General features: G+C 41.0%; 29 protein-coding genes and 1 pseudogene. 12 read left to right on the forward strand and 18 right to left on the reverse strand.

Annotated elements, in window-relative coordinates; translation table 11 throughout:
• Window positions 1-10: 10 nt before the first annotated feature.
• From KIP84_RS10345 to mdcA, 6 genes are read right to left on the reverse strand one after another with little or no spacing between them, the layout of a single operon-like run.
• On the reverse strand, window positions 11-619 hold the full coding sequence (locus tag KIP84_RS10345) for a malonate decarboxylase holo-ACP synthase (protein WP_213688409.1): 609 nt from the start codon (window positions 617-619) through the stop codon (window positions 11-13).
• Entirely contained in the window at window positions 610-1,437 is an 828-nt protein-coding gene (gene mdcE / locus KIP84_RS10350) for a biotin-independent malonate decarboxylase subunit gamma (RefSeq protein WP_213688410.1), read from the reverse strand. The genes KIP84_RS10345 and mdcE overlap by 10 nt, the downstream gene beginning before the upstream one ends.
• A complete protein-coding gene (locus KIP84_RS10355) occupies window positions 1,434-2,285 on the reverse strand; it encodes a biotin-independent malonate decarboxylase subunit beta (protein WP_213688411.1) in 852 nt (283 codons plus the stop codon). Before KIP84_RS10355 ends, mdcE begins: the two co-directional genes overlap by 4 nt.
• Window positions 2,278-2,577 (reverse strand): malonate decarboxylase subunit delta, encoded by a 300-nt coding sequence (locus tag KIP84_RS10360; RefSeq protein ID WP_126645657.1) that lies wholly within the window; start codon window positions 2,575-2,577, stop codon window positions 2,278-2,280. The genes KIP84_RS10355 and KIP84_RS10360 overlap by 8 nt, the downstream gene beginning before the upstream one ends.
• A 2-nt stretch (window positions 2,578-2,579) precedes the next feature.
• Window positions 2,580-3,464 (reverse strand): triphosphoribosyl-dephospho-CoA synthase, encoded by an 885-nt coding sequence (locus KIP84_RS10365; RefSeq protein WP_213688412.1) that lies wholly within the window; start codon window positions 3,462-3,464, stop codon window positions 2,580-2,582.
• Window positions 3,464-5,143, reverse strand: a complete 1,680-nt coding sequence (gene mdcA / locus KIP84_RS10370; protein ID WP_213688413.1) for a malonate decarboxylase subunit alpha — start codon at window positions 5,141-5,143, stop codon at window positions 3,464-3,466. The genes KIP84_RS10365 and mdcA overlap by 1 nt, the downstream gene beginning before the upstream one ends.
• A 382-nt stretch (window positions 5,144-5,525) precedes the next feature.
• On the opposite strand from mdcA, the gene KIP84_RS10375 reads away from it, so the two are divergent.
• Complete coding sequence (locus tag KIP84_RS10375; protein WP_213688414.1) at window positions 5,526-6,713, forward strand: MFS transporter; 1,188 nt, start codon at window positions 5,526-5,528, stop codon at window positions 6,711-6,713.
• 7 nt (window positions 6,714-6,720) lie between these two features.
• On the opposite strand, the gene KIP84_RS10380 is transcribed toward KIP84_RS10375, so the two are convergent.
• A complete protein-coding gene (locus tag KIP84_RS10380; RefSeq protein ID WP_000060332.1) occupies window positions 6,721-7,314 on the reverse strand; it encodes a GNAT family protein in 594 nt (197 codons plus the stop codon).
• 42 nt (window positions 7,315-7,356) lie between these two features.
• Window positions 7,357-7,992 carry an FMN-binding negative transcriptional regulator gene (locus KIP84_RS10385; RefSeq protein WP_068929585.1) on the reverse strand — a complete coding sequence of 212 codons (636 nt, stop codon included), beginning with the start codon at window positions 7,990-7,992 and terminating at the stop codon, window positions 7,357-7,359.
• 114 nt (window positions 7,993-8,106) lie between these two features.
• Between KIP84_RS10385 and KIP84_RS10390 the strand changes: the two genes are divergently transcribed.
• Window positions 8,107-9,597, forward strand: a complete 1,491-nt coding sequence (locus KIP84_RS10390; RefSeq protein WP_213688415.1) for a PLP-dependent aminotransferase family protein — start codon at window positions 8,107-8,109, stop codon at window positions 9,595-9,597.
• A 7-nt stretch (window positions 9,598-9,604) separates the two neighbouring features.
• Here the strand turns inward: KIP84_RS10390 and KIP84_RS10395 are convergent, their stop codons facing one another.
• The gene (locus tag KIP84_RS10395; RefSeq protein ID WP_001028714.1) at window positions 9,605-10,294 is read right to left on the reverse strand and encodes an LrgB family protein; all 690 of its coding nucleotides are present in this window, start codon (window positions 10,292-10,294) and stop codon (window positions 9,605-9,607) included.
• Window positions 10,295-10,307: 13 nt separating this feature from the next.
• Window positions 10,308-10,739, reverse strand: coding sequence for a CidA/LrgA family protein (locus KIP84_RS10400; protein ID WP_000102767.1), 432 nt, complete (start codon window positions 10,737-10,739; stop codon window positions 10,308-10,310).
• Between the two features lie 110 nt (window positions 10,740-10,849).
• Here KIP84_RS10400 and KIP84_RS10405 point away from each other — a divergent pair, with 110 nt between their 5' ends.
• The 3 genes from KIP84_RS10405 (at window position 10,850) to yghU (ending at window position 13,395) form a co-directional block, all read left to right on the forward strand.
• Window positions 10,850-11,755 carry a LysR family transcriptional regulator gene (locus KIP84_RS10405; protein WP_000949920.1) on the forward strand — a complete coding sequence of 302 codons (906 nt, stop codon included), beginning with the start codon at window positions 10,850-10,852 and terminating at the stop codon, window positions 11,753-11,755.
• Between the two features lie 119 nt (window positions 11,756-11,874).
• Window positions 11,875-12,501, forward strand: coding sequence for a glutathione transferase (yfcF, locus tag KIP84_RS10410; RefSeq protein WP_213688416.1), 627 nt, complete (start codon window positions 11,875-11,877; stop codon window positions 12,499-12,501).
• 33 nt (window positions 12,502-12,534) lie between these two features.
• A complete protein-coding gene (yghU, locus tag KIP84_RS10415; RefSeq protein WP_031993581.1) occupies window positions 12,535-13,395 on the forward strand; it encodes a glutathione-dependent disulfide-bond oxidoreductase in 861 nt (286 codons plus the stop codon).
• Window positions 13,396-13,432: 37 nt separating this feature from the next.
• On the opposite strand, the gene KIP84_RS10420 is transcribed toward yghU, so the two are convergent.
• Window positions 13,433-14,353 carry a LysR family transcriptional regulator gene (locus KIP84_RS10420; RefSeq protein WP_031993582.1) on the reverse strand — a complete coding sequence of 307 codons (921 nt, stop codon included), beginning with the start codon at window positions 14,351-14,353 and terminating at the stop codon, window positions 13,433-13,435.
• A gap of 125 nt (window positions 14,354-14,478) precedes the next feature.
• On the opposite strand from KIP84_RS10420, the gene KIP84_RS10425 reads away from it, so the two are divergent.
• From KIP84_RS10425 to KIP84_RS10445, 5 genes are all read left to right on the forward strand, one after another.
• Window positions 14,479-15,216 carry an SDR family oxidoreductase gene (locus KIP84_RS10425; protein WP_023896905.1) on the forward strand — a complete coding sequence of 246 codons (738 nt, stop codon included), beginning with the start codon at window positions 14,479-14,481 and terminating at the stop codon, window positions 15,214-15,216.
• Window positions 15,217-15,453: 237 nt separating this feature from the next.
• The gene (locus KIP84_RS10430) at window positions 15,454-15,963 is read left to right on the forward strand and encodes a rhodanese-like domain-containing protein (RefSeq protein WP_213688417.1); all 510 of its coding nucleotides are present in this window, start codon (window positions 15,454-15,456) and stop codon (window positions 15,961-15,963) included.
• Window positions 15,964-15,981: 18 nt separating this feature from the next.
• Window positions 15,982-16,923, forward strand: a complete 942-nt coding sequence (gene epsC / locus KIP84_RS10435; protein WP_086238171.1) for a serine O-acetyltransferase EpsC — start codon at window positions 15,982-15,984, stop codon at window positions 16,921-16,923.
• 240 nt (window positions 16,924-17,163) lie between these two features.
• Window positions 17,164-18,096 carry a family 2A encapsulin nanocompartment shell protein gene (locus KIP84_RS10440; protein ID WP_001107594.1) on the forward strand — a complete coding sequence of 311 codons (933 nt, stop codon included), beginning with the start codon at window positions 17,164-17,166 and terminating at the stop codon, window positions 18,094-18,096.
• Window positions 18,071-20,032 carry a family 2A encapsulin nanocompartment cargo protein cysteine desulfurase gene (locus KIP84_RS10445; RefSeq protein WP_213688418.1) on the forward strand — a complete coding sequence of 654 codons (1,962 nt, stop codon included), beginning with the start codon at window positions 18,071-18,073 and terminating at the stop codon, window positions 20,030-20,032. Before KIP84_RS10440 ends, KIP84_RS10445 begins: the two co-directional genes overlap by 26 nt.
• A gap of 394 nt (window positions 20,033-20,426) precedes the next feature.
• Here the strand turns inward: KIP84_RS10445 and KIP84_RS18810 are convergent.
• Together KIP84_RS18810 and KIP84_RS10450 are read right to left on the reverse strand one after the other, a co-directional pair.
• Window positions 20,427-20,547: pseudogene (locus tag KIP84_RS18810) on the reverse strand (hypothetical protein).
• Between the two features lie 88 nt (window positions 20,548-20,635).
• On the reverse strand, window positions 20,636-21,274 hold the full coding sequence (locus KIP84_RS10450; RefSeq protein ID WP_213688419.1) for a LysE family translocator: 639 nt from the start codon (window positions 21,272-21,274) through the stop codon (window positions 20,636-20,638).
• Window positions 21,275-21,365: 91 nt separating this feature from the next.
• Here KIP84_RS10450 and KIP84_RS10455 point away from each other — a divergent pair, with 91 nt between their 5' ends.
• Window positions 21,366-22,295 (forward strand): LysR family transcriptional regulator, encoded by a 930-nt coding sequence (locus KIP84_RS10455; protein WP_213688420.1) that lies wholly within the window; start codon window positions 21,366-21,368, stop codon window positions 22,293-22,295.
• 54 nt (window positions 22,296-22,349) lie between these two features.
• Here the strand turns inward: KIP84_RS10455 and KIP84_RS10460 are convergent, their stop codons facing one another.
• The 5 genes from KIP84_RS10460 to KIP84_RS10480 all read right to left on the reverse strand — a co-directional run bounded on the left by KIP84_RS10460 (window position 22,350) and on the right by KIP84_RS10480 (window position 26,239).
• Window positions 22,350-23,216 carry a cysteine ABC transporter substrate-binding protein gene (locus KIP84_RS10460; RefSeq protein ID WP_213688421.1) on the reverse strand — a complete coding sequence of 289 codons (867 nt, stop codon included), beginning with the start codon at window positions 23,214-23,216 and terminating at the stop codon, window positions 22,350-22,352.
• Window positions 23,217-23,299: 83 nt separating this feature from the next.
• Entirely contained in the window at window positions 23,300-24,160 is an 861-nt protein-coding gene (locus KIP84_RS10465) for a transporter substrate-binding domain-containing protein (RefSeq protein ID WP_000476797.1), read from the reverse strand.
• A 30-nt stretch (window positions 24,161-24,190) separates the two neighbouring features.
• Window positions 24,191-24,922 (reverse strand): amino acid ABC transporter ATP-binding protein, encoded by a 732-nt coding sequence (locus KIP84_RS10470; protein WP_001130360.1) that lies wholly within the window; start codon window positions 24,920-24,922, stop codon window positions 24,191-24,193.
• Window positions 24,923-24,924: 2 nt separating this feature from the next.
• Window positions 24,925-25,590 (reverse strand): amino acid ABC transporter permease, encoded by a 666-nt coding sequence (locus KIP84_RS10475; RefSeq protein WP_151683885.1) that lies wholly within the window; start codon window positions 25,588-25,590, stop codon window positions 24,925-24,927.
• Window positions 25,580-26,239: an amino acid ABC transporter permease gene (locus KIP84_RS10480; protein WP_002114214.1), complete on the reverse strand. Its 660-nt coding sequence runs from the start codon at window positions 26,237-26,239 to the stop codon at window positions 25,580-25,582. The genes KIP84_RS10475 and KIP84_RS10480 overlap by 11 nt, the downstream gene beginning before the upstream one ends.
• Window positions 26,240-26,303: 64 nt before the next feature.
• On the opposite strand from KIP84_RS10480, the gene KIP84_RS10485 reads away from it, so the two are divergent.
• Window positions 26,304-26,417, forward strand: a complete 114-nt coding sequence (locus tag KIP84_RS10485) for a hypothetical protein (protein WP_079748338.1) — start codon at window positions 26,304-26,306, stop codon at window positions 26,415-26,417.
• Window positions 26,418-26,462: the final 45 nt, after the last annotated feature.

Here is a 26,462-nt window from a genome sequence, read left to right on the forward strand (position 1 = left end):
TATCTATTCCCTAATTCCATGGGTTTTCTACTAAAACAGCACCCTCAGGACGTTTCAATAGAACTTTTCCACTGTTCCTAGCCCATTCTTTTAACGCCAACCCACCTTGTGGAAGTTGAAGCTGTATATCCACATTCAGCCCGGCTTGCTGAAAATTTTCGAGTAACTCAACTGCCTGCTTTTTGGCAAAAGGCTGTTCAGCTCGAATCAATAAATCTATGTCACTTTGCTCAGTTACTGTTTTAATGCCCGTTGCCAGTTCAAACCCAAAACTTCCTGTATATCCCCAGCATTCTGAAAAGTTTTTCATGATGCTGGAAATGCTCTGTAAACGTTCTGCCAAGTGCTCAAACTGTTGCTTATCTACGTGAGTCAGAGCTTCTGGCTTAAGCTGTTTGCTAATTGCAGATCGTGGCATTTGAGCTGCATATCGTTGATAGCGAAATTGCCCTCTTACACCCACAGCCACCTGATTTACAGGACTGATTGCACGCCGAACCACAACAGGATCGCCTCGTAGCAATACTTGTTTCACCCAAAGTGGAGCATCATCGGCCAAGCAATCGACCGTCATACCCCACAGTAAATCATGGGCTTCGAACTTAAGTTTCATGACCATTGCTCACGCAATAATTCACGGACTTTTTTAGACATTTGACGGTTTTGGCCGTGAAGTCTTTGTTCCAATCCTCTAGATTGATCAGCATTAATTTCTTTAAACGCTTGAGCGATCACCTGCTTCGCTAACAAAAGATCATCGGTTGTCGGTTGTTCAGGATTTTCAACAGATAACAGTTCAGATAACAAACCAAGCGTGGCATAACTTTCAATATCATAAGCCATTGGCGGAATGCTTGATGCCAATTGCTCTAACTCATCAACCGATCGTAAGGTAACGCGTGCAGCAGATTCCTTACCCATCGCATGCACCATAACACCTGAATCTTTTAAGGCAATAATACGATTGGCTTGGTATCCATGCGCCAGAAAAGCACCCGACATCGACTTACCAACCAATAAACTCACAATAGGATGACCTGCCAATCTGGCTCTAGCATAGCTATCTACTGCACCCGCTAAAGCTTGATGAATACCTAATAATTCTTCACGGCGTCCATAAGCCTGACTTGGAACATCAACCAAACATAAAATGCCGCGTTTAGTTTCCGCATCTGTATCGGCTTGAATAATGTCATCAACCGCTTTTGCTAAATTCCAGCCTTCCAGCAGTCCAACTTCACCTTGTTTTGCCCGTGGGAACAGATTATTGCTGTCTTGGACAACTGCAATCACACGTACTGCTTGCTGATCAATCTGACCATCAGCCACCCAAACAGAAGCTGGAAAACCTTCAACTGTCTTAAAGCCTTGTGTCAGTGCTTTAAACCAATGTGCACCACGAGTAGATGCTTTTAATGTATCAACGGCGATATTCATGCTTGCTCTCCTTGATACAAAGCTTGAACCTGTGCTGGGGTAATTTGCTCAGCAGTATCGACTTGTTGTAGCTTCGCTAAATAGAATGAGTAGTTTGAACTACGATGCTGCTGAGGCACGCCTTGAATTAAATAATCGATGACTTGCTCACGAATTTTCTGGCGATCATCGTCAACATAAGCATCTGCCAAACCACTAGTGAAACGCTGATTACCACCAGTAATACTCCATATAAATGGACGATCTTTGGAGTTATATTCTTGCACGCCAGCTTCTTGTTCGATCACTTGCGGGCCATTTAAGCCTAAACGTCCCTCTTGTGTCATTACAATATAGCTACATAGGCCAGCCGCAATTGACATACCGCCGAAGCACCCTACACTGCCAGCAACGACTGCAATCACAGGTTGATACTGACGTAAGTTCACAATTGCAGCCTGAATTTCAGCAATTGCAGCTAAACCCAGATTTGCTTCTTGTAAGCGAACACCACCTGTTTCCAAAAGTAAAATTGCCGCTGTTGGAATCCCTTTCAGATTGTCTTCAACTGCAAGTTCTAAGGCACCCGCAATTTTAGCTCCGCCTACCTCGCCTAAACTTCCGCCTTGAAATAAGCCTTCAATAGAAATTAAAACCACTGGGCATTCTTGAATAGATCCTTTTACAATCACTACACCATCATCGGCTTGCGGGACAATATTTTGCTTAACGAGCCAAGGCGACATAACACGTGCAAATGGGTCAAGTAACTCTCGAAAAGTCCCTTCATCTAATAGCGCTTTGGCACGCTCTCTGGCGCTGAGTTCAATAAAATCTTGTTTATTTAACAAACTCTGAATATCAGTCATGAGCAATTTCCTCCAATGCTTGTTCTAGACGTAAGCGAACGACACCGGGAGTTGCACCAAAGTCATGAATATCAATATTGACCGCTGGCGGTATTTGAGCGGTAAAAATCCGTTCAAAAAGATTGTGCCAACGCGCTGCACTGCCATCTACCGAAGTCACTACCTGAATAGAAGCTTTTCCTGTTTCACCAGGTTCCATCAAAATTTCTAAATCACCCGAGCCAACACATCCTACCAACGCTTTTTTTATTGGTGGCTCTGTAGCCACAAATTCAAAATGAAGTGTTTCCATCATCAAAATCCCTCTTTATTTTTTAAAGATGACTGCTGAGCACGATCTATAAACAGTGTTGTTGCCAACAAATCTGCGGCACCACCAGCGGAAGCTTTCATCCGAAGCAGATCAATCTCTAAAAGATGCAAAGCACGTCGACCTTCTAAGCTTGAGCTACCGCCCAAATCGAGCACTTGCTGAGCACCTTGTTGCATACGCTTTAAGCCATTTGTTCCAGAGCGATAAAGCACACAGGTATCGGTCAGGTTGGTCATCATGGCAAGTAAGGCATCTAAGCGAGCGAACTCTTCTTTCATTGGTTTACTACGACTTTGGTAAAGCTGCTTTAAACCAAAATTCACAATAGTTGGAAAACCTTGTTGAGCCTGTTCTTTGGCACCTAAGATGCCTAATTTCTTTTGGACTTGCTGACCATGACTCAAGGTCTGCTTTGGAATAAAACGATCTTCAAGCTGAGCAATCTGACCTGCTAACTGGCATAGTTCAACAGCCGATAAATATTGTTGATTGGTGCGCGCCAATGCTGCTGCCGTAACCATTAAACCCAAGGCCCAAATTGCACCGCGGTGTGTGTTAACACCATCTGTTGCCAACATCATGGTCTTTTCACCTTGGCGACCAATTTCGCCAATGTCTTCACGCAAGGCCAAACAGACTTTTCCATGATGCTTTGCAGCTTGAGCCATCGCTTCAAACATGGGCCCTAAACTTTTCGCAGAGCGCTCCATTAATTCAAAAGTCAGGTCATTGTGTGCACCACTGCCGCGACGATCAACCAAAGCTGGTTTCGGTGTCAGATTAACTTCATCAATTAACGCTTCGACTGCTAAACTTGCCAAAATCTGACTATCGCTAAGTGCTTGATATTGAACTTGTGCCATCATTACCAACTCCTAAATTTTGCAGGTGGTTGATATAAACCATCTGACCATGTCACCAAGTCGGCAATATTTTTTGCAGCTAAAAGCTCACGTGTTGCATCGGTGCAGCGAATACCTAAGTCTTCAGGAAATACCACCAGACCTTCACGTCTTAAACGTGCTGTTGTTTTCGGATCTTGAGTTAAACCAATACTGGTCACACCTGCCACCGCAGCAATCATGGCTTGACGTTCTTCTTGGCTGCTTGCTTTATATAGATAAGCAATGCCTTCTTCGGTGAGTAAATGGGTCACATCATCGCCATAAATCATGATCGGGGCTAAAGGTAAGCCTGCCATTTTAGCCACATCAATCGCATCAAGACGATCTACAAAAGTTGGCTTGCCACCCTCTTGGAAGGTTTCCACCATTTGTACAACTAGCTTTTTACCACGTGCCAAATAGGTTTCAGTTTCACTGGCACCTTGTAAACGCATATCTAGCCATGCTGGCGTATCGTGACGACGTCCCCGTGGATCATGCCCCATGTTTGGTGCGCCACCGAAACCAGCTAAACGACCTTTAGTAACAGTCGAAGAATGGCCCATGCCATCAACTTGCAAAGTTGCGCCAATAAACAAGTCAACGGCGTACTGACCTGCAAGCTGACACATCATACGGTTGGAGCGTAAAGCGCCATCACGACCTGTAAAGAACACGTCGGGACGAGCAGCAACATATTTTTCCATACCGAGTTCAGTACCAAAACAATGCACGCTTTCAACCCATCCCGTTTCAATTGCTGGAATTAAGGTTGGATGCGGATTCAGAGTCCAGTTTCGGCAGATTTTTCCTTTTAAACCTAAAGATTCACCATAGGTCGGTAAAATCAGTTCAATTGCCGCAGTGTTAAAACCAATACCATGGTTTAACGATTGCACATTATGCTTTTCATAAATTCCGCGAATTGCCATCATCGCCATGAGCACATGCACTGGCTTGATATGTTTCGGGTCACGAGTAAATAACGGTTCGATATAAAATGGCTGATCTGCGACCACCACATAATCCACCCAAGAAGCAGGAATATCGACACGGGGTAACTCTGAGACGTCATCGACCAATTCATTGACCTGAACAATCACAATACCGTCACTAAAAGCGGCAGGTTCAATCAGTGCCGGAGAATCTTCAGTACTTGGCCCTGTATAGATATTGCCTTGGCGGTCTGCCATAAAGCCCGCTGAGAGCACCACATTTGGAATGAGGTCGACTACCAAACGTGAATATAGTTCGATATAGGTATGAATCGCACCAATCTCTAGTAAACCATCTTCAATTAACTGACTAATGCGTAAACTTTGCGGGCCAGCAAAAGAAAAATCGAGCTTACGCGCAATGCCTTTTTCAAACAGATCAAGATGTTCCGAACGCCCTACGCTTGGCATGATCATATGCAAATCATGCAAAATATCTGGATTGGTTTGAGCCAAAGAGCGCGATAAAAAATCAGCCTGTTTTTGGTTATTTCCTTCGAGTACAACTCTGTCACCCGGAGTAATCAAGGTTTCCAAAACTTTAATAATGTCTTGAGTTGGAATCACCACACCATCGGTATATTGGTTTGCCATCTCTAGTTTTAGTTGTTTGGCATGACGCCGTTTTGTCCATAACCGTTCTTTATTCTGAACTGATCCTTCCATGTGCTTACCTATAGATCGCAGTTTTGTTCTGAATCTATAAAAACGCTTTATGGAATTTTGATCAATCAACCTACATCAATGGTTATTAACCTCAGGTTAATGATTTATTTTAAGGTGGCTGAAAAAGAATTTGAGAAAATAGACTTATTTAGAAAAATTGGGGGGCTTCGATTGTTTTGTATTAAACTATCAGATGATAGAATATTAAGTCCGATTATTCAGCTGCAATTACTTGATAAAAAATAGTTTATGCCAAAGAAATATTGTTATAACTACCGCCAAGAACATCTCAACATTTTCAAGCTGAGCTGTTGATACTTTCTTCCTATATAAAAACTCAGCACCCAGACTCATCGATTAACACATATAATTAAAGGCTCTCATGCTTCAAAATACGATGCATCGCCAAGTTCTTATTTTGGCGAGTTCTCAGTCACTTTACCAAACCGTATCGATCATGGTCATGACGATTGGTGGTTTGGCTGGGGCAAATATTTCTAACACACCGATACTAGCAACTTTACCCATCGCATCTATGTTTTTGGGTACAGCTTTAATGATGTTCCCTGCATCAATGTTGATGGCACATGTGGGACGGCGTAAGGGTTTTCTTTTCGGCGCTTTTTTAGGTGTAATTGGCGGTATTATTGCCGCCATTGGTATCTTTTATAGTTCACTTACTTTCTTAGCCTTAGGCACGTTATGTGTCGGAGTCTACCAATCCTTTGCTCAGTTTTATCGTTTTGCTGCCAGTGAAGTAGCAGATGATGCGTTCCGTTCACGTGCTATTTCTTGGGTTATGGCAGGTGGAATTGTTGCCGCACTGATTGGTCCGACTTTGGCGCGCTTTGGTGGCCCATTATTTCAACATTTAGAATATATCGGTTCATTTTTAATTATTAGTATCATTTCACTTGTGGCAATGGGCATTTTATCTAGCCTACATATTGCCAATACAGTTGAGCAAAAGTCTGACTTTACTGCTGGTCGTCCATGGCAACAGATTGTCTTTCAACCGACCTATTTAGTTGCTCTGTTTGGTGCCGTCACAGGTTATGGCATTATGATTTTAGGTATGACCGCAACACCCATTGCCATGCGACATTCACACCATGAACTTGGGTCAATTACGACAGTCATTCAACTACATGTACTTGGTATGTTTTTACCCTCATTCTTTACTGGACATTTAATCGCTCGATTTGGTGTGCTTAAAATCATGTTTGCAGGTCTTTTATTATTTACTTGCTACATTGGGTTTGCTCTCTCAGGTAGTCAGTTCGCATCTTTTGCTATTTCTTTAATTTTATTAGGCGTGGGTTGGAACTTTTTATTTATTGGCAGTACTTCTTTACTCACAGGAACCTATGCCGTGGCTGAAAAAGCCAAGGCCCAAGCCATTAACGATATGACCGTTTTTGTTGTCGGTTTGATTTGTTCGTTTAGTGCAGGTGCTTTACTCGATTTATTTGGCTGGAAAGCAATGAATATCGCGTTAATACCATGGTTGGTGATTGCTGCAGCTTCTCTCTTCTGGCAGAGCCAAAAAAGAGAAAAGCAGTTTGTTTAAATTCTTTTTAACGCGGTTTGCTCAATAGCCATTCTAGATTTTGACGGACCGCAGGCCACTCATGTTTCAAAATGCTATAAACATGAGTGTCCCGCAAAATATCATCTTTCACAATTTGATGACTTCTTAGCACACCATCGAGTTTTGCACCTAAGCGTACAATCGCGGCTTGACTTTGAACATTTAAAGAAGATGTGCGTAACTCAACCGCAATACAGTTTAAAGTCTCAAATGCATGAGCCAACAATAGCTTTTTACATTCAGTATTTACAGGCGTACGTTGTGCAGACTTTCGATACCATGTTGAGCCAATTTCTACACGGCGATGGGCTTCTTCAATATGCATTAAAGTTGTCATGCCCAGCGCTCGCCCCGTTTTTCGGTCTTCAATATAAAATGGCAACATAGAGCCAGATTTTTGCAAATCAAGACGTCTTTCAATTTCAGCAGTCATCTGTTCAGGTCTTGGCACACGGGTATACCAAAGATTATAGAGTTCCCCATCGCAAACGGCCTCTTTGAGCGCTTCAGCTTGAGTTACATCTAACGGCTTTAAAATAACGTGTTCACCTAGCAACTCAACAGGTGTAGTCAAAGACATCTTTATCTCCTCAATTGATATTAAGCTTTTATATTTTCAAAATTATTTATTTAACTCAGCCACACTGTACATGGCATTCGCTATAGTTTGATGACCAGATTTCGATAGGCCATCTGCCGCGCCCAAAATGTCTCGACGTTCTTTGTTTTGCCCAAGTTTTGATTTGCCTTGTAGCTTGGTAATCTCAATTTCTATTCCCACAATCACCTTTAACATTGGTTCAAGATAGTCCTTTGGTGCATCGGACATTTTCCATGGTTCAGGTTGAGATGCTTCATGGGTACGGGTTAAACGAGCCACTACACCACGAACATAACGCTCATCATCTCGAATTGTCACTTTGCCATAAGCATGCACAACCCTATAGTTCCACGTCGGTACTTGTCTGTGCTGTTCATGTTTGGATGGATACCAGTTTGGTGAAATATAAGCATTGCCTGCTTGAAACACGACGAGTACCTCATCTCCATTTTTAATGTCCTGCCAAACAGAATTATTTCGTGACACATGGGCATGTAGCATGCCAAATTCCCCTTCATTTTCCTGCAACTCAAATGGAAGATGATTTGCATCTAAGCCATTACTTCCATGAGTAAAAAGCACTCCAAATGGATGTTCTGCAATAATAGAATGCAACACATCCAAACGGTTTTCTGCAAAATCATCAGGGATATACATGACTAAAACCTCGCTGTAAATATCAGGGTTATTTATATTTTGTGTTGTAAATTTTCTGGTTTCTGTGGTTTATTAAAAAGAACCACTTTGTATTTTTTTAAGTAGACCAGAATTATGGCAAGAATGGCAAAAGTTGTTGAACTTCCGTCTATTGCAAAGATTGATAAAAGCAAAGGAAAGATAAGTGCTCAACTGACTCAAGCTTTACGTGAAGCTGTACAAAGTGGTGATTTACAACCCGGCGATCCATTGCCTTCTTCTCGTGAACTGGCTTTAACCCTAGGTGTCGCTCGCGGAACCATTATTGAAGCTTATGATCAGCTTTTAGCTGAAGGTGTGTTTGACTCTCAACCACGAACTGGCACTTATGTGTCTCATGCTTTGGTTAAAACACCTGTAATACAACATTCATCAAAAGAAAATAAACCTAACTCGATATCTTTGACCAAATCGGCACGTTCATATGCCAAAGTGCTTGATGAATTTAAACCACTTCCCCATGTTCCTTTTGCGGTATCTGTCCCCGTTGGACGTACTCAACCAAGTGATATTTGGCGTAAATTTGGTAATAAATTTAGATCACGGGGAGCAGGTGCTCCATCAGGTTATGGTGAACCTCAAGGTGTATTATCACTAAGAATTGCTATAGCAGACTATATACGACGGTCACGTTCTGTCCACTGCGAACCTGAACAAATTGTGATTACACCTGGCATTCAACAGTCACTTTATATTTGCAGCCAAATTTTATTTGAGGCGAAAGATGAAGTTTGGGTTGAAGATCCGGCTTATCGCGGTACAACAGCCATTTTTGAGCATACTGTACAAAACATTCGAATGGTGCGTGTTCCTGTTGATGAAGAAGGCATTCAGGTTGAAACCGGAATTAAACTTTCTAAACAAGCGCGTGCTGCGTTTGTAACACCCTCTCACCAATATCCATTGGGTATGCCGATGAGTCTAGCAAGACGCACGGCATTATTAGCTTGGGCAAAACAGCAAAATGCATGGATCATTGAAGATGATTATGACAGTGAACTTCGTTACAACGGTCAGCCCTTCCCATCTTTACAAGGCATGGCACCTGACCAAGTCATTTATCTTGGGACTTTCAGCAAAGTCTTATTTCCATCGCTTAGGCTTGGCTATGCAGTGTTGCCTAAAGAACTGGTAGCTCCTTTTTGTGGGCTTAGAGTATTAATTGATAGACACCCGCCTGCTGCCGACCAACACGTTTTGGCTGCTTTTATTCAAGAGGGTTATTTAGAACGGCATATCCGACGGACTCGGAATGTCTATGCGGAAGTCCGTGAATACATTATTGGCTTGATTGAAAAATACATACCTCAAGAGTTTGCTTGGTTACAACCGGGCGATCAAGGCATGCACATGGTGTTATGGCTTGCTCAGCATATTAATGATATTGACGTTGCAAGCTCGGCAGTCGATGCAGGTATTGCCATCAAAGCAATTTCACCGACATTTTCAAAAGAGCGGCGACGTTCGGGTTTAATTGTCGGCTTAGGCGATTTTGAACCCGAACTGATGCAACAAGCTATCAAAAAATTATCAAAGATTATTCAACAATATGACAGGCCTTTTTAGATAAGGCCTACAACAGCAACCATAGATGAATGGCAAATGGCCCAATGAGTACCATTAAAATGCCAGCAATAACCATAGTTAAACTGGCAATCACCCCTTCTTCACTATTTCTTTGCTGTGCTCTGACTGTACCAAAACCATGCGCTGCGTTACCCAAGGCGGCACCATTTGCCACATTAGAACGGATTTTAGTAATTGCCAAAATTGCATCGCCACAAATCATACCGACCAAACCGGTAATAACAGTAAATAGGGAAACCAATGCCGCCGAACCATGAATATCTTCAGCTAAAATCATGGCAAAAGGTGTTGAAATAGAACGTGCCATCAAACTGTTGGTGACTTCAGGGCTAAAGTGGAACCACTGCGCCATTTTATAGGCAGTCATCACGCCTACACTCATGCCCACAATAATCGCAATCGTAAGAACTCCGAGGTTTTTACGAATCGTTTCCCGATAGCGATAAATCGGTATGGCGAAAGCTACCGTTGCAGGACCTAATAAATTAACAATCCACTGGGTATCTTCTGAATAAGTTTGGTATGAAATTCCAAAAATCGTCATCAAAATGATGGTAAGTACAGGCACACTAATTGCGGGTGATAACCAAAGTTTTGGATGTTTTTGATAGATTCGCTTTGCCACAACATAAGCGACCAAAGTCCAGATGAGACAAAGAATTGACCAGATATTCATGTCATTATGCTCTTTAGATATGCTTATGTTGAAGACGTTTTCGAGCCTGTAAGTAAGCCTTCAAACGATTGTAATAATGAATAGTCAGTGAAGTGCTTAACATGACTAAAATGGTTCCAACCGCAATACTTAAGACGATTTGCCATCCTTCGGTCATAAACAAGGTTTTATACTGGACAACGGCAACGACTACAGGCACAAAAAACAGTAATAGCTCACCTAAAACCACAGTTGCTCCCATTGCCACCTGATCCATTTTGATAATTTTAAAGAACAGGCATAAAAGCAATAAAAACATACCTAAAATACCTGCCGAGACAGGCACACCGAGTTTTTGGTGTAAGAGATATCCGATCCACCAAAATCCAGCCAAAATGAGAATTTGTTTAACTAACACGAACAGTGATGGTTGTGAGGGTGTTCCAGAAGCAGATTCAGTACTCATTTTTCGAAATTAAATGGTTAACTACACTATTATGCTAGCTTGGTTAAACCTGCTAAATATGAATTATTCATGTTAATATTATTCCAAAATGGAATAATCTATTCTTTATTATGCTTTCTCTAAAATCATTACAGTGCTTTGTTACTCTGGTTAAAACTAAAAGTTTTACCCGTACTGCTGAAGAGTTATATCTGACTCAGCCCACCATTAGTAAAATATTACAACAACTCGAAGAGCAACTTCAGGTACAGCTTTTGGTTAAACCCGATCATGGACGAAAAAGACAAATTGAATTAACCGAAATTGGAGAGCGTATTTATCAACATGCGGTCGAACTTCTTCAGGCAGAGCAAAACATCTTTCTTGAGATAGAAAACTACCAACAATTAAAAACAGGTACTTTAAAACTTGGCGTTCCACCTTTAGGTTCGCAGCTCCTAACGACTGCCCTATTTGACTTTCATCGTCAATGGCCAGATATTGAATTGGCTTTTATGGAAGTGGGTTCACGCGGTATTGAACAGGCTTTACTCAATAATGAGCTAGACGTTGGTGTTTTATTGCAGCCTTTTGATAAACAAACTTTTAATAGCATCGAATTATGTAACTACCCTTTAATGGTACTTTTACGTCGTGATGCAACTTGGGCAACCCGCAAAAAAATAAATCTAGAAGAGCTACAACACCAATCATTTTTAATGTTTCCTGAAAATTTCTCTTTAAACAGTATTATTCTCGATGCTTGTAAGCAGCATGGTTTTTACCCAACCATTGCTTGCCGTACCAGCCAATGGCATCTCTTGGCAGACATGGTGTTACAACGTATGGGAATTGCGCTTCTCCCTCAATATTATACCGACATGCTTGACCCTAGTTTATTTGCAGCAGTGCCACTCGAAAAACCAAATATTCAGTGGCACTTAGTGATGGCTTGGAAAAAGAATCTTCCTGTCTCACCAGCAGTACAAGCTTGGCTTAGCATTGTTCGTCAACATTTTCAGCACATTAAACCCTAACGTTGACCACCGAAATAGCTTAGTTCAAAAACCGATAAAGCTTTTCCACAAAAAAGCTACCCAATCTTGGCTTAGCTCACTTAGACTAGACCCATCTGTTTATCACACGGACAATAACAATGAATAACGAGCATTTTAAGCTGTATACAGATTCACAATTTCTAAGTCCCTATGCATTTACAGTTTTTGTAGGACTACACGAAAAACAAATTCCATTTGAAATAGCAACCATCGACTTAGCTCAGCAAGGCCAGTTTGAAACATCTTTTGTAGAAAAGTCATTAACAGCTAAAGTGCCTGTACTTGAGCATAACGATTTTGCCTTATCAGAATCTTCTGCCATTTTGGAATATTTAGAAGAACTTTATCCAAACACAGCTATTTATCCGAAAGATATTCAAGCTCGCGCAAGAGCACGACAAATTCAGGCATGGCTCAGATCGGACTTAGTGGCACTAAGAACTGAGCGTCCAACCGATGTTATTTTTATTCAGCCCAAGTCCACTCCACTTTCAGAAGAAGGCAAAAAAGCAGCCGAGAAACTTTTCTTTGTTGCAGAAAAACTTCTTGCGTCTGATGCTGAATTTCTTTTTGGTTCATGGAGTATTGTGGATGCTGAACTTGCCCTGATGTTGCAACGCCTTATTCAAAATGGTGATGCTGTACCACAGCGTTTAAAAACCTATGCATTACAGCAATGGCAACGTCCGAGCGTACAAAAATGGCTTGCCTTACGACATAACTAAACCCTTATATTTACACCAAACATGAGATAAAAAATGAGTGATTCAAACTATATTCCTCCACAAGTTTGGCAATGGACTGGAGAAAAAACCGATTTAAACCAACCTACCTCAGGTGCGCGTTACGAGCATACACTTCCAGTAGGAAAACATCCGCTCCAACTCTACTCTTTAGCAACGCCTAATGGTCAAAAAGTTACTATTTTGCTTGAAGAGCTTTTAGCGTTAGGACATAAAGATGCTGAATATGATGCTTGGCTGATTAAAATCGGAGAAGGACAGCAATTTGGCAGTGGCTTTGTAGAAATTAATCCCAACTCTAAAATTCCAGCATTGGTTGACCATAGCCAAAAACCGCCATTAAGAGTATTTGAATCTGGCTCAATTTTGCTTTACTTGGCTGAAAAGTTTAAAGCGTTTATTCCGACTGATATCGCTGCACGTACTGAATGCCTCAATTGGTTATTCTGGCAAATGGGCAGTGCACCTTACTTAGGTGGTGGTTTTGGACATTTTTATGCTTATGCCCCTGTTAAAATTGAATATGCGATTAACCGCTTTGCAATGGAAACAAAACGCTTACTTGATGTATTAGATCAGCATCTGGCAAAAAACGAATATTTGGCTGGTTCTGAATATAGCATCGCTGATATTGCAGCGTTCCCTTGGTATGGCGGTCTTGTTAAAAACTGGGTGTATAACGGCGCGGAGTTTTTAGGTGTCGATCAATATAAAAATGTTCAACGTTGGGCAGATGCGATTTTAGCGCGCCCTGCGGTACAACGTGGCCGTATGGTAAATCGTACCTTTGGTGATTTAGCTACGCAGTTGCATGAACGCCATGATGCAAGTGATTTTGAGACCAAGACTCAAGATAAATTACAGAATCAGTCTTAAAAATATCATTCAGTTTTTGACTTACCCGCAAGATATTTCATTTTTGCGGGTATTCAAAGTTGGCAAAATAACTCGTGTATAACTCACTCAGCCAAGCTACAAAAACTCGTACGCGTGGTGAGAGCTGCCGATGCTGCGGATATAAAGCAGAAACTGACATCTTCGGAATTTCCCACTCAGATAAAACCTCAACTAGACGTCCATTTTTTAATTCATTTGCCACATGGTAGCGCGGTACTTGAATTAAGCCAGCCCCTTGTAAGGCAGATAATACATAGTTTTCAGCGTCATTTACCGCAATCCAGCTTTTCAAAAAATAATCTTGTTTTTTACCATTCACCATTAATTCAAATGGATAATTTCGCCCGCCTGATGTCGAGAAGAAATTAACACAATAATGTGATAACAAATCTTCTGGTTGCTCTGGCGTTCCATGTTTATTTAAATAGTCAGGACTTGCACAAATGACTTGTGGCATATCGACCAAATGTCTGGCAATTAAAGTGGAATCATCTAAACGCCCCGCCCTCACTACGCAGTCTATCCCTTCCCTAATCAGATCAACCAAGCGATCCCCCGTACTGATTACCAGTTCAATGTCAGGGTATAACTCGTGAAATTGGTCGATATTGGGTAAAACAATTTTAGTTGCATGTGCTCCTGATAAATCGACACGTAATAAACCACGGGGCTGAGCAATTACATTGCGTAAAGATGATTCGGCATCATCAAGTTCCGATAATATTTGTGTGCAGCGTTCATAAAATGCCTGTCCATCTAGTGATGGCCTTACATGCCGAGTCGTCCGCTCTAGTAAACGGCACTGTAAGTTATTCTCTAACTCCTTAATGGCATTACTTGCTGTAGCGCGTGGGATATTTAGCTGATCGGCTGCCTGACTAAAACTACCCAGCTCTACGATGCGGGTAAAAAGTTGCAAGGTATCAAATTTGTCCATGGTGCTATCTTTTAACCCTACCCATTATTAATGTTTATGGAATTATCTTATCCAATTCTGATGATTTATCCCATATTTCTATATTATTAAAATAAGCCATACTTACTCAAACAGGCAATCTAAAAATGAATATTTCAAGAAAAACAGCTCTGGTTACTGGCGCATCACGTGGTATTGGCCGTGCTATTGCAGAACGCTTAGCTCAAGATGGTTTTTATGTGATTGTTAACTATGCTGGCAATAAAGCGCATGCCCAAGCCACTGTAGAACATATTATTGAGCAAGGTGGTCAAGCCTCAGCTATTCAAGCGGACGTTGCAAATGAACATGAGGTGAGCCGTTTGTTTCAAGAAGCAAAGGCCATTAACGGTCGGTTAGATGTGGTAGTTCATAGTGCCGGTATTATGCCTATGGCAAAAATTACACCTGAAAGCCTGCCAGATTTCGACAAAGTGATTCATACCAATTTACGTGGCGCGTTTTTAATATTGGCACATGCGGCCGAAACAGTGCCAGATGGTGGTCGGATTATTGCGCTTTCAACCAGTGTAATTGCCAAATCTTTTCCGGCATATGGTCCTTATATTGCTTCAAAAGCAGGTGTCGAAGGTTTGGTACATGTGTTAGCAAATGAGTTACGTGGACGCAATATCACTGTAAACGCCGTTGCACCCGGCCCGACAGGCACTGACCTTTTTTACAATGGAAAAACTGACGAGCAAGTAGCGGCTATTGCAAAACTTGCTCCATTGGAACGAATCGGGACACCTGACGAAATTGCTGGCGTAGTAGCCATGCTGGCTGGTCCAGATGGGCGCTGGGTAAACTCTCAAGTCATTCGTGTAAATGGTGGATTTGCTTAATTTTAAAAACCGTGCGGATTATTTTAATCTGTACGGTTTTTACTAAATAATAAAATTTCTTAAATCTATTTTATTTTAATAACTTTATAAAATTAACTAATACTAATTTATATAAAATATTCACCGCTCTTATTTATCAAAATAATATATATAAATAGATATTCCTTATTTTTGCTTATATTTAAAACCGCGTAAATTGAACCTTAACAATCTGAATCAAAGATAAGGATATATTCAATGAACGCTAAATTAAATACTGAAAATCCACAAGGTTTTATCTCAAATGGTTCAAATACATCCTTTTCGGCCGAAGATATTCTTGCTAAAGCACAGCAATATGCACAAGAACACGAACTAAATTTTAGTGGCAGTTTATCACCTGTTGACGCATGGCAACTCGTACAACAAGGAGAAGCTGTTTTAGTTGATGTGCGTACCAATGAAGAACGCAAATTTGTGGGTTATGTCCCTGAAAGTATCCATGTTGCATGGGCAACAGGCACGTCATTTAATCGTAATCCACGCTTTTTAAAAGAACTTGAATCAAAAGTTGGTAAAGACAAAACCATTCTTTTGTTATGCCGTAGTGGCAACCGTTCAGCACAAGCTGCCGAAGCCGCATTTAATGCAGGTTTTGAACACATTTATAACGTTCTTGAAGGCTTTGAAGGTGATCTAAATGAACAGCAACAGCGTAATCAGAAAAATGGCTGGCGCATCCACCAACTTCCTTGGCAACAAGACTAATACTTCAATCAATTTTCAGTGAATCAAGGAAAGCTTGTGACTCAATGGAACATTAATGCGGTTGTACAAGGTTTACAACAAGCAAGGCATGACTGGCGTCAGCAACAGCACAGAACAAAAGAATTTGGAGGCCGTGAACTTCCATCTAAAGAAGCTTTAAAGGCCATTTTAGATGACCTGTGCGGGATTTTATTTCCAATGCGTTTAGGCCCTGCCGACTTACGCCAAGAAACTGAAGATTCTTATATTGCCTATACCTTAAATCGGGTGCTAACAGCTTTACATGCTCAAGTACAACTGGCTTTGAATTATGAAGCGAAACGACATTTGAGTCATTCAAGCCCAGTGCAGCAGCCACAAGAACTTGCTCAAACTATTGTGCAGGATTTTGCCAACACTTTGCCCTCTATACGGCGCCTTTTAGACGGCGATGTGCGGGCGGCTTATGAAGGTGATCCAGCAGCACATAGTGTAGACGAAGTATTACTCTGCTATCCGGGCATATTTGCGATTATTTATCACAGAATTGCCCATCAGCTCTATGCTCAAGTGCCTTTATTGTCACGTATTATTTCTGAGTTGGCCCATTCTGCTACGGGTATTGATATTCATCCGGGTGCGCAAATTGGTAAAGGATTTTTCATTGATCATGGTACGGGTGTGGTGATTGGCGAAACTTGTGTGATTGGGGAACGCGTTCGTATTTATCAGGCCGTGACCCTTGGAGCAAAACGCTTTGAAACCAATGATGATGGCGCTTTGAAAAAAGACTATATACGCCATCCGATTGTTGAAGATGATGTCGTGATTTATGCAGGTGCCACTATTTTAGGCCGTATTACCATTGGTCGAGGGTCAATTATTGGGGGAAATGTTTGGCTAACCCATAGTGTTGCTGCAGGTAGTCAGATTTTACAGTCACCGAATGAGTCTTATCAAAAAAATCATATAGCCGGTTAAAAACTATAGATGTGAAATAAATAGATAAGGAGATAAATAAACAAAGAACGTGCAGATTAATAAAATGCTTATTTCTAGTTTAAATATATTTTTATTTAGAAAATAGATAACTCATTAATAAGCTCAGTATTTAAAAAATTTATAACGCGATTTTAATTTTAAAACCAGAACTAATTCTAGTTTATATGCATCCTAGAATTTTTATTTTCAAAAAGCCAATGTAATAAGGAAAAATGATTCATGGCGAAAAATACAGACAAAGCCCAACTTGCACTTGGGGACCATGCGGCCCGTCAATTGGCCAATGCAACCAAGACAGCTCCCCAGCTTTCTACAATTACTCCCCGCTGGTTGACTCACTTACTTCAGTGGATTCCTGTTGAAGCAGGTATTTATCGCCTAAACCGTGTCAATAATACCGATGATATTCAGGTGGCTTGCACACAACGTGATGAAGCCACTTTGCCACAAACTTTTGTTGATTATGACCCTGAGCCACGCGAATACTTTTTAAATGGTGTATCTACAGTTTTAGATGTGCATACACGTGTAGCCGACCTTTATAGTAGCCCACATGACCAAATTAAAGAACAACTTCGCTTAACCATTGAAACCATTAAAGAACGTCAAGAAAGTGAGCTCATCAATAATCCTGAATACGGTTTACTGGCAAGTGTGACAGATGACCAACGTATTTCGACTTTAAATGGCCCACCTACTCCAGATGATCTTGATGACTTATTACGTAAAGTCTGGAAAGAACCGGGGTTTTTCTTAGCGCATCCTGATGCGATTGCAGCATTTGGACGTGAATGTACACGCCGTGGTGTACCACCTCCAACGGTTAGCTTATTTGGTTCGCAATTCATTACATGGCGCGGAATTCCACTCATTCCATCTAATAAAATTCCTGTAGAAGATGGCAAAACTAAAATCTTGCTGCTTCGTGTAGGTGAAAAGCGTCAAGGGATTGTTGGTTTGTTCCAACCAGGTCTTGCTGGTGAACAGTCACCAGGGCTTTCAGTACGCTTTATGGGAATTAACCGTAACGCGATTGCGTCGTATCTAATCTCGTTATATTGCTCACTTGCAGTACTCACTGATGATGCGTTGGCAGTATTAGATGATGTGGAGGTGGACAAATATCATGACTACCCAGTTAACTACAAGTAATCTGCAAGGTAGTCCAACGGGGCCTGAAGTGACTAGTGTTAACCCACCAGCCAACTTCCCTGATGAGTCCACCATTGCTCGACTTGCTAATGAGTTTTTTTCAGCATTACCAAGCTCAAGCAGTTCGACTTCTTCATCGGGCCTTAACTTGGACTTACCTGTCGGAGCGCCACCGCACCCTCCACAACCGGGTGAACCATTCTCTGCTCTCAGTGGTCGTGCGCCCAATATCGCCTTTCAGAAAAGTCTTAATCCAGAATATCCTGAGCATATTCCAAATTTGCCAGACTACCCTGAACGTCGAATTGTAGCGTCTGCGCCTGTGGTTGGTGGAGCTAATTTGCCGCGCCCACCATTTGAGCCACATTTACCACAAGCTGCTCATAGTGAACCCAATGTGCCACGCATTGAACCAAGCTTACCAACGGGTGCAGGTGAATCACCTTATTATTTTTTAAATGATTTTTCTGCTCTAAATGCAGTAGAACCATCTGTTAAAGGTGTTGAAGATAATTATTCGATTGCGCAGTCTTTTCAGTTACCACATGGTGACCAGCTGAAATCATTGCTGACGGAAGATCGTTTTGCAACGAACAAGACTCCCCAAAGCTCGGCAAGCTCTGCATTTTATTTTTTAGACTTGCCTCAAAGTGGACAAAGTTATAGTCACTATCAACCATCGCAACCCACTTTTGTAGCAAGTAGTGCTCAACCACTCGATGTACATGCCATACGTCGCGATTTTCCAATTTTACAGGAACGCGTCAACGGTCGACCTTTGGTCTGGTTTGATAATGCAGCGACCACACAAAAACCGCAGCGTGTGATTGACCGGATTGCTTATTTTTATCAGCATGAAAACTCAAATATTCACCGTGCTGCCCATGAGTTAGCGGCTCGTGCAACCGATGCCTATGAGCATGCAAGAAATGTAGTTGCCCGATTCATTGGTGCACCCTCTTCTAAAGAAATTATCTTTGTTCGAGGAACAACCGAAGGCATTAACCTGATTGCAAAAACATGGGGTGAGCAAAATATTGGTGAAGGTGATGAAATTATCGTTTCTCACTTAGAACACCATGCCAATATTGTGCCTTGGTATCAACTCACTAAAAAAACTGGAGCGAAATTACGAGTCATTCCTGTGGATGACACGGGCCAGATTATTTTAGAAGAGTTGCCAAAACTGATTAATGAGCGCACTAAACTGCTATCGATTACTCAAGTTTCGAATGCTTTAGGAACAGTTACACCTGTTGCTGAAGTCATTAAAATTGCCCATGCCAAAGGTGTACGTGTTTTAGTTGACGGCGCGCAATCTGTTTCGCACATCCCTACCGATGTACAAGCTCTCGATGCAGACTTTTTTGTATTTTCTGGACATAAAGTGTTTGGGCCGACGGGTATTGGTGCGGTCTATGCAAAACCAGAACTACTTGAAAGCATGCCTGTTTGGGAAGGCGGCGGTAACATGATTCAGGATGTGACCTTCGAACAAGTGGTTTACCAACCTGCACCAAACAAGTTTGAAGCTGGAACTGGAAACATTGCCGATGCCGTTGGTTTAGGCGCTGCACTTGAATATGTCGAAAGTCTAGGTATTCATAACATTGCTCGCTATGAACATGATCTACTCGAATATGGTCAAAATGCACTGAGCAGTGTGTCTGGTTTACGTCTGATCGGAACCGCACATCATAAAGCCAGTGTGATGTCCTTTACTTTACAAGGCTATTCAACCGAACAAGTCGGTAAAGCTTTAAATCAACATGGCATTGCGGTACGTTCTGGCCATCACTGTGCACAGCCAATTTTACGTCGTTTTGGTGTAGAACAGACCGTGCGTCCGTCTTTGGCTTTTTATAATACGACTGAAGAAATTGATTTATTGGTGTCGGTGTTACATCAACTGACGCGTAATAGGCGTACTAGTTAAATTTATTTTTTTGAGAAAAGACTGCTTTTGGGCGGTCTTTTTTATGGATTATTTATTAAAACTACTTGAGCCCAAAAGTTATATATGAAGTAACAAGTCAAAGTAGCTATTACAGTGGAGTCTTATTATTTTAAATTCGATTTCTGAATTAGCCTTCGGCTAGACTTACTTTGGTTTCGCCCAAAGTAAGCAAAAGCATTTTCATCTGCAAAACCTGTCCTCTTCTTATATCTAATCGATATATCGCAGAAACATAAACTATTTAATACCATGCAGGTTGCAGATGATTTTAGCTCAAATTAAGAGTCATCAATAGTTCGGACAACTCAAAGTAGTTATCACTGCGGAGTCTTGTTATTTTAAATTCGATTTCTGAATTAGCCTTCGGCTCGTGCTAAGAGTCATCTACAGCCTGCCCATAATTTATAAAAATAATGTTTTTGCAACATTTCCTGATAGATGAAAACAGTGAACAGGTTCTGTAGATGACAAAGTTTTTTGGTTACTTTTTCCAAAAAAAGTAACAGAATTAGCTACTTTATTATGACGTATAAACGGTAAGACTCCGTCGCGCCACCCCATCCACTTATAAATAAAACCAACTTAATTAAACAATCCCCAAATCAATCTCAATGCAATCCCAATTAATAAAACTCCCATCACCCGCTCAAAATACACTCCAAACTCCAAAAACCGTTTACGTACAATAGGCTGTGCAAACAGTACACTCACCACCATAAACCAGATGGCATTGACCATACACATCCACACACCATAAAAAACCTGAACTTTCATTGGTGTGGTTGTACTTACAATCGTTGTAAAAATTGCCAGAAAAAAGATAGTGGCTTTTGGGTTTAACGCATTGGTAAGAAAACCCATCGTAAAAGCTTTAAACAAATTTGGAGCATCACTATCAGTTTGGTTATTGATCTCAAGATTTGTATTCGGCTGGCTACGTAAACACTGCCATCCTAAATAAATCAAATAAGCTGCCCCTGCTGTTCTGATCAGAGACATGAGCCATTCACTTTGCTGAATCAAAAAGCCAATACCAATAAGTGTATAAAACACATGCACTGAAATCCCGACACCAATACCAATTGCGGTTAGACATCCAATCAGGTAGCCATAACGTACACTTTGCCTTACCGTAATCACAAAATCTGGTCCCGGTAAAATCACCGCCATAAAGTGAATAAGAGCTAGCGTTAAAAACTCATGTCCATACAACTGCCACATAACAATTTAGTTTCCTGAAAATCACCTAAAAGATTGTATTGCGATTTTTTAGACGCGATAATCTAATCAAAATCCAAATAACTTTTGCCTCATGAGCACAAATCAAAGTCTGGTTCTGTTAAATGAAATGGCGACCTTCGTTAAGGTGGTCGAGTCAGAAAGTTTTTCTGAAACCGCAAGGCAACTCGGAACTACGCCTTCTGCTGTTAGCCGTGCGATTGCTCGATTAGAACGTGCTTTAGGCACCCGCTTACTCTATCGGACTACACGGAAACTTCGTTTAAGTGAAAGTGGACAACAGGTTTATCAACGTTGTTTAGATATGGTGAATGCTGCGCAAGCAGTCATGGAAAGTTCGGGCCAATTCCATGTCGAACCCGAAGGTATTATTCGCATGAGTGCTCCCAAAGCTGTGGGACATTTTATGATTCATCCGCATTTACCCGAATTTTTAGAACGCTACCCGAAAATTGATATACAAATGCTTTTAGAAGATCGCTATGTAGATCTCATTGATGATGGAGTCGATTTAGCGCTTCGAATTACAGAGCAACCACCGGGTGGCCTTATGGGTCGAAAGCTGATTGATATTGACCATTTAGTTTGTGCTACACCTGAGTATTTGGCCAAGCATGGCACTCCGAACCATCCTCATGATTTAAAACAGCATGAATGTATTTACTTGGGCGAACAAGCCAGTGACTCAAAATGGAAATTTCAGCAAGGAAACAAATCGATCAGTGTGGCTGTGCGTGGCCGTTATGCTGCAAACCATACGGGTGTGCGTCTGAGTGCTGCATTACAGCATTTAGGTATTGCGAGCCTGCCATACTTCGTTGCACGCCATGCTCTACAACAAGGTACCTTAGTTCAGGTTTTACCAGACTGGTATTTTAAAACCTATTATAGTGGCGGGCTGTGGTTACTTTACCCACCGACACGGCATGTCCCGCCTAAATTAAGTGTATTGATTCAATATTTGGCAGATAAACTAGCAGCAGAGCCAACTTTAAAAATCTAGTCGGCTCCTAACTCGAGCAAAGACTATCTAGAGTTCTAATCGTTATTAGCACGATTACTCAACTAATAGATCTTTTGGATTAATCGTATCGCCATAGACTGGTTTTAACGTTTTTTCATAAGCCTGATGAATCACACCTTCTTTTGCCAGTTTCTCTAAATCTTGGTTCAACCAGTCCAATAACTCTTTATCCCCCTTTTTCACTGCTGGTGCAATTAAGTCCTGCTCACCTAAATTGGTAATGCCAACGGTGTAATTTGGATTTTCTTTAGCCCAAGCTAAAACCAACAAGTTATCATGGGCAAGCGCAGCACCACGACCATCTTTTAAAGCATCAAAAGTTTCAGTGTTTTGTTCATACTTTTGTAGTTTAATTTCAGGATGAGTCTTGGTGAAGAATGAATCAGCCGTTGTACCTTTGTTTACCAACAAAGTTTTATCTTTCAGTTGGGCCACATCGGTTATCGGATGACTTTTAGGAGAAACCACACCCAAAGCAACTTTTAAATAAGGTTTAGCAAAATCGACCACTTCTTTACGTTCTGGTGTGACAGTAAAGTTGGCAAAAATAATATCTACTTTATTGGCTTTTAAATATTCAACGCGGTTAGCCGCTTCAGTTAAAACAAACTCCACTTTGTTTTCATCACCGAGCAAATCTTTAGCGACATGCTTGGCAATCTCTACATCAAAGCCTTGGTTTTTACCTTGAGCATCTAAATATCCAAACGGCGGTTTATCACTAAATACGCCAATTCGTACCACACCATTCTTTTTGATCTGTTCAATACTCGATACAGTTTGTGTGGTATTGGCCGTTTTTTCAGTAGATTGAGTTCCTTTATCACATGCAACCAAACCTAAACTCAGTAAAGACGCAGCTAAAATATGCTTCACGTTTTGAAATGTTAATGTTGTCATTATTTCACCCTCTCGTTCTTGTAAAAGTCTTATTTAAAAATAGCAGCGCCTAATTTTAGACACTGCTCTAGCGATATCAAAAATTATTGGCCTACATCTAAAAACACATTCGGATTGACCGAGTCGCCGTAAATTGGTTTCAAGGTTTCATCATAAATTTTCTTAATTTCACCACTTGTTCTGAGCTGCTTGATTTCAGTATTGAGCCAATTCAATAATTGGGTATTGCCCTTTTTCACTGCTGGTGCAATAAACTCTTGATCACCAATAGACTGAATACCCGCCACATAACTTGGGTTCTTCGCGGCCCATGCCAAAGCATAAGTACTATCTTGTGAAATCGCGTCACCACGACCATCAGTTAAGGCTTTGAAAGCATCTGAGTTTCTTTCAAACTTGAGTAAATTCACTTTCGGATAATGCTTGGTAAAGTAGGTATCTGAACTTGTGCCTTTATTGACAATTAAGGTCTTACCTTCTAATTGGGCAATATCTGTAATCGGTTTGGCTTTAGGCGAGACAATACCAAAAGCACCTTTTAAATAAGGCTCAGCAAAATCTACAACTTCCTTGCGTTCAGGCGTTACCGTAAATGTCGCGAATACAACATCGGCACGATTTGATTTTAAAAACTCAACCCGATTTGAAGCTTCAGTCACAATAAACTCAACTTTCTTTTCATCACCGAGCAAATCTTTAGTTACCCGTTTTGCTAAAGCCACATCAAAGCCCTGATTATTCCCCGCACTATCTACATAACCAAACGGCGGATCATCAGCAAAAACAGCAACGCGTAGAACTCCATTTTTTTTGACTTGCTCTAAAGAATGGTCTTCTTGACTATTGCTTGCCTGTTCAGTTGATGGCGTTTTACTACATGCAGTTAATAAAACCCCAGCTACCGCAAGACTACTTAATATTTTTATTGAATTACGTTTAAACATTCACTTCCTCATGATTCAAATAATAAAAATTTAGTACGACAAAATATTTAGAAAGGCTTTCGCTCGTTCTGTTTTCGGCTGTTCAAAAAATTCTTCTGGTGAAGCCTGTTCAATAATCTTGCCCTTATCCATAAAAATAATGCGGTCAGCAACCTTGCGGGCAAAGGACATCTCATGTGTCACAATCAACATGGTCATTCCTTCATTCGCCAATTTGAGTACGACATCGAGCACTTCTCTGACCATTTCTGGGTCAAGCGCAGCAGTGATTTCATCAAGTAAAATGACTTTAGGTTGCATAACTAGCGAACGCACAATAGCGATACGTTGTTTTTGTCCACCTGAAAGCTGGCGTGGATAATCAAGTTTTCGCTCAAATAGCCCCACTCGCTTTAACAACTCATCTGCTACTTGTTCAGCTTCATCACGATGACGTTTTTGTACTTTGAGGGGTCCAAGCAAAATATTGTCAATGACATTCATATGCCCAAATAACTCATAGTTCTGAAAAACCATGCCAATTTTCTGACGAGCATTAGTCCAGTCCACATCTTTACCGAGTACACCTGAGCCAGTTAAACGAATTTCACCACCCTGAATCGGTTCTAAGCCATTAATACAACGCAGTAAGGTACTTTTACCGCAGCCCGATGGGCCTAAAATAACAACCACTTCTCCTTGTTCTACATCCAGATCAATGCCCTGTAAAATATGACTTTGTGCAAATGATTTCTGTAATTGTTGTATCGATAACAAAGGCATAATTACTCCCAGACCTTTTCTAAATGTGCCGCCAAACGAGATAAGGGATAGCAAATCAGAAAGTACAAAATAAAAATAAAGCCATAAATCCAAAGAGAAGCGCTCGGCACGGTCAACAGCGAATTTTCAATAATTTGCTGACCAACTTTAATGACCTCAACCACCCCAATCAGGACTGCCAAAGAGCTGGTTTTCACCATTCGGGTAAATAAGTTAATCGCGCCTGGAGTTACTCGTTTTAGACTTTGCGGAAAAATGACGTAGACCAAGGCTTGAACATGGGTAAGTCCGAGCGCATAGGCTGAATCGCGTTGATGCTGGTCAATTGAAGTAATGGCTGCACGAACCAAATCGCCCATTTCTGCCGTACCCCATAAAACAAACACAACAACGCAGACCCACATTGCGGAAAACTGCCAGTTAAACCATGTCGCAAAGCCGAAATAAAACACAAACAGCAAAACTAAAATTGGAATGATTCGAATCGCTTCTAAGTACAGGCGGCACAATGCTTTAACGACTATGTTTTTAGAAGTCATAATGACGCCGAAAACTGTGCCAAAAATTGCAGAGAAAAACACTGAAATAAATGCAATTTTTGCAGTTACCCAAAGTCCCCACATTAAACGTTCGAGGTGACTCGCTTGAAATAGATAATCAAGTTCCATGGCTCACCTTCCGACTTCTGTGCTCCAGATAACTGGTTAAAATAGACACGGGTAATAAAATAATCAGATAAGCCATGATGAGTAAAAACAAAGCTTCGGTGGTTTTATAGTCCATGCCAATTAAGTCTTTGGTGACAAAAAGCAGTTCAACAACAGCAATGGCACTAACCACAGAACTTTCTTTAATCAGAAATAGACAATTTGCCCCTATTGCCGGAATTGAAATAGCCAGTGCTTGAGGAAAAATGACATATCTAAAAATTTGAATCGGTTGTAGACCAATACTTTTTGCAGAGTCAATCTGCCCTTTTGCAACAGACTGCAAACCTGCTCGGAATGCTTCGGCCATATAGCTTCCACCTAAAAAGGTCAATCCGATCACACCACAAGCGAAACCATCGATTTTTATACCGAGTTTTGGCAAACCGTAATACAAAAAGAACAGTTGAATTAATAAAGGGGTATTTCGAGATAACTCAATATAGAACTGGGCAATTCTATTTAGCACCCGCACGCGATATGTGATTAAAATGCTGCAAATCAGCCCTACAATAATGGCCAGAATAATGCTGATAATTGAAATTTTCAGCGTGGTCAAAGTTGCAGAGAAAAATTGCGGCAACACACTATGGATATACTGCCAGTTCAAGGAAAATTCCAACAAATAATATTAAAACGTTATAAATATTTAGCTTTCGTCAGCTATTAAATATTTGTGCAACGAGTTTATTTTTTTCCCAATTGGTCTAAAACTATTTTTATTAGATAAGCTTTTCTATAAGTTTGATAAATTCGATCTGGCAATCGAAAACCTTCGAATCAATTGAATACAACCGCTCAAAACATATTCACTAAAACAAAGATGAATAATA

The organism is Acinetobacter sp. BHS4 (assembly GCF_018454425.1).
In the GTDB taxonomy this organism is placed as follows: Bacteria; Pseudomonadota; Gammaproteobacteria; order Pseudomonadales; family Moraxellaceae; genus Acinetobacter; species Acinetobacter pittii.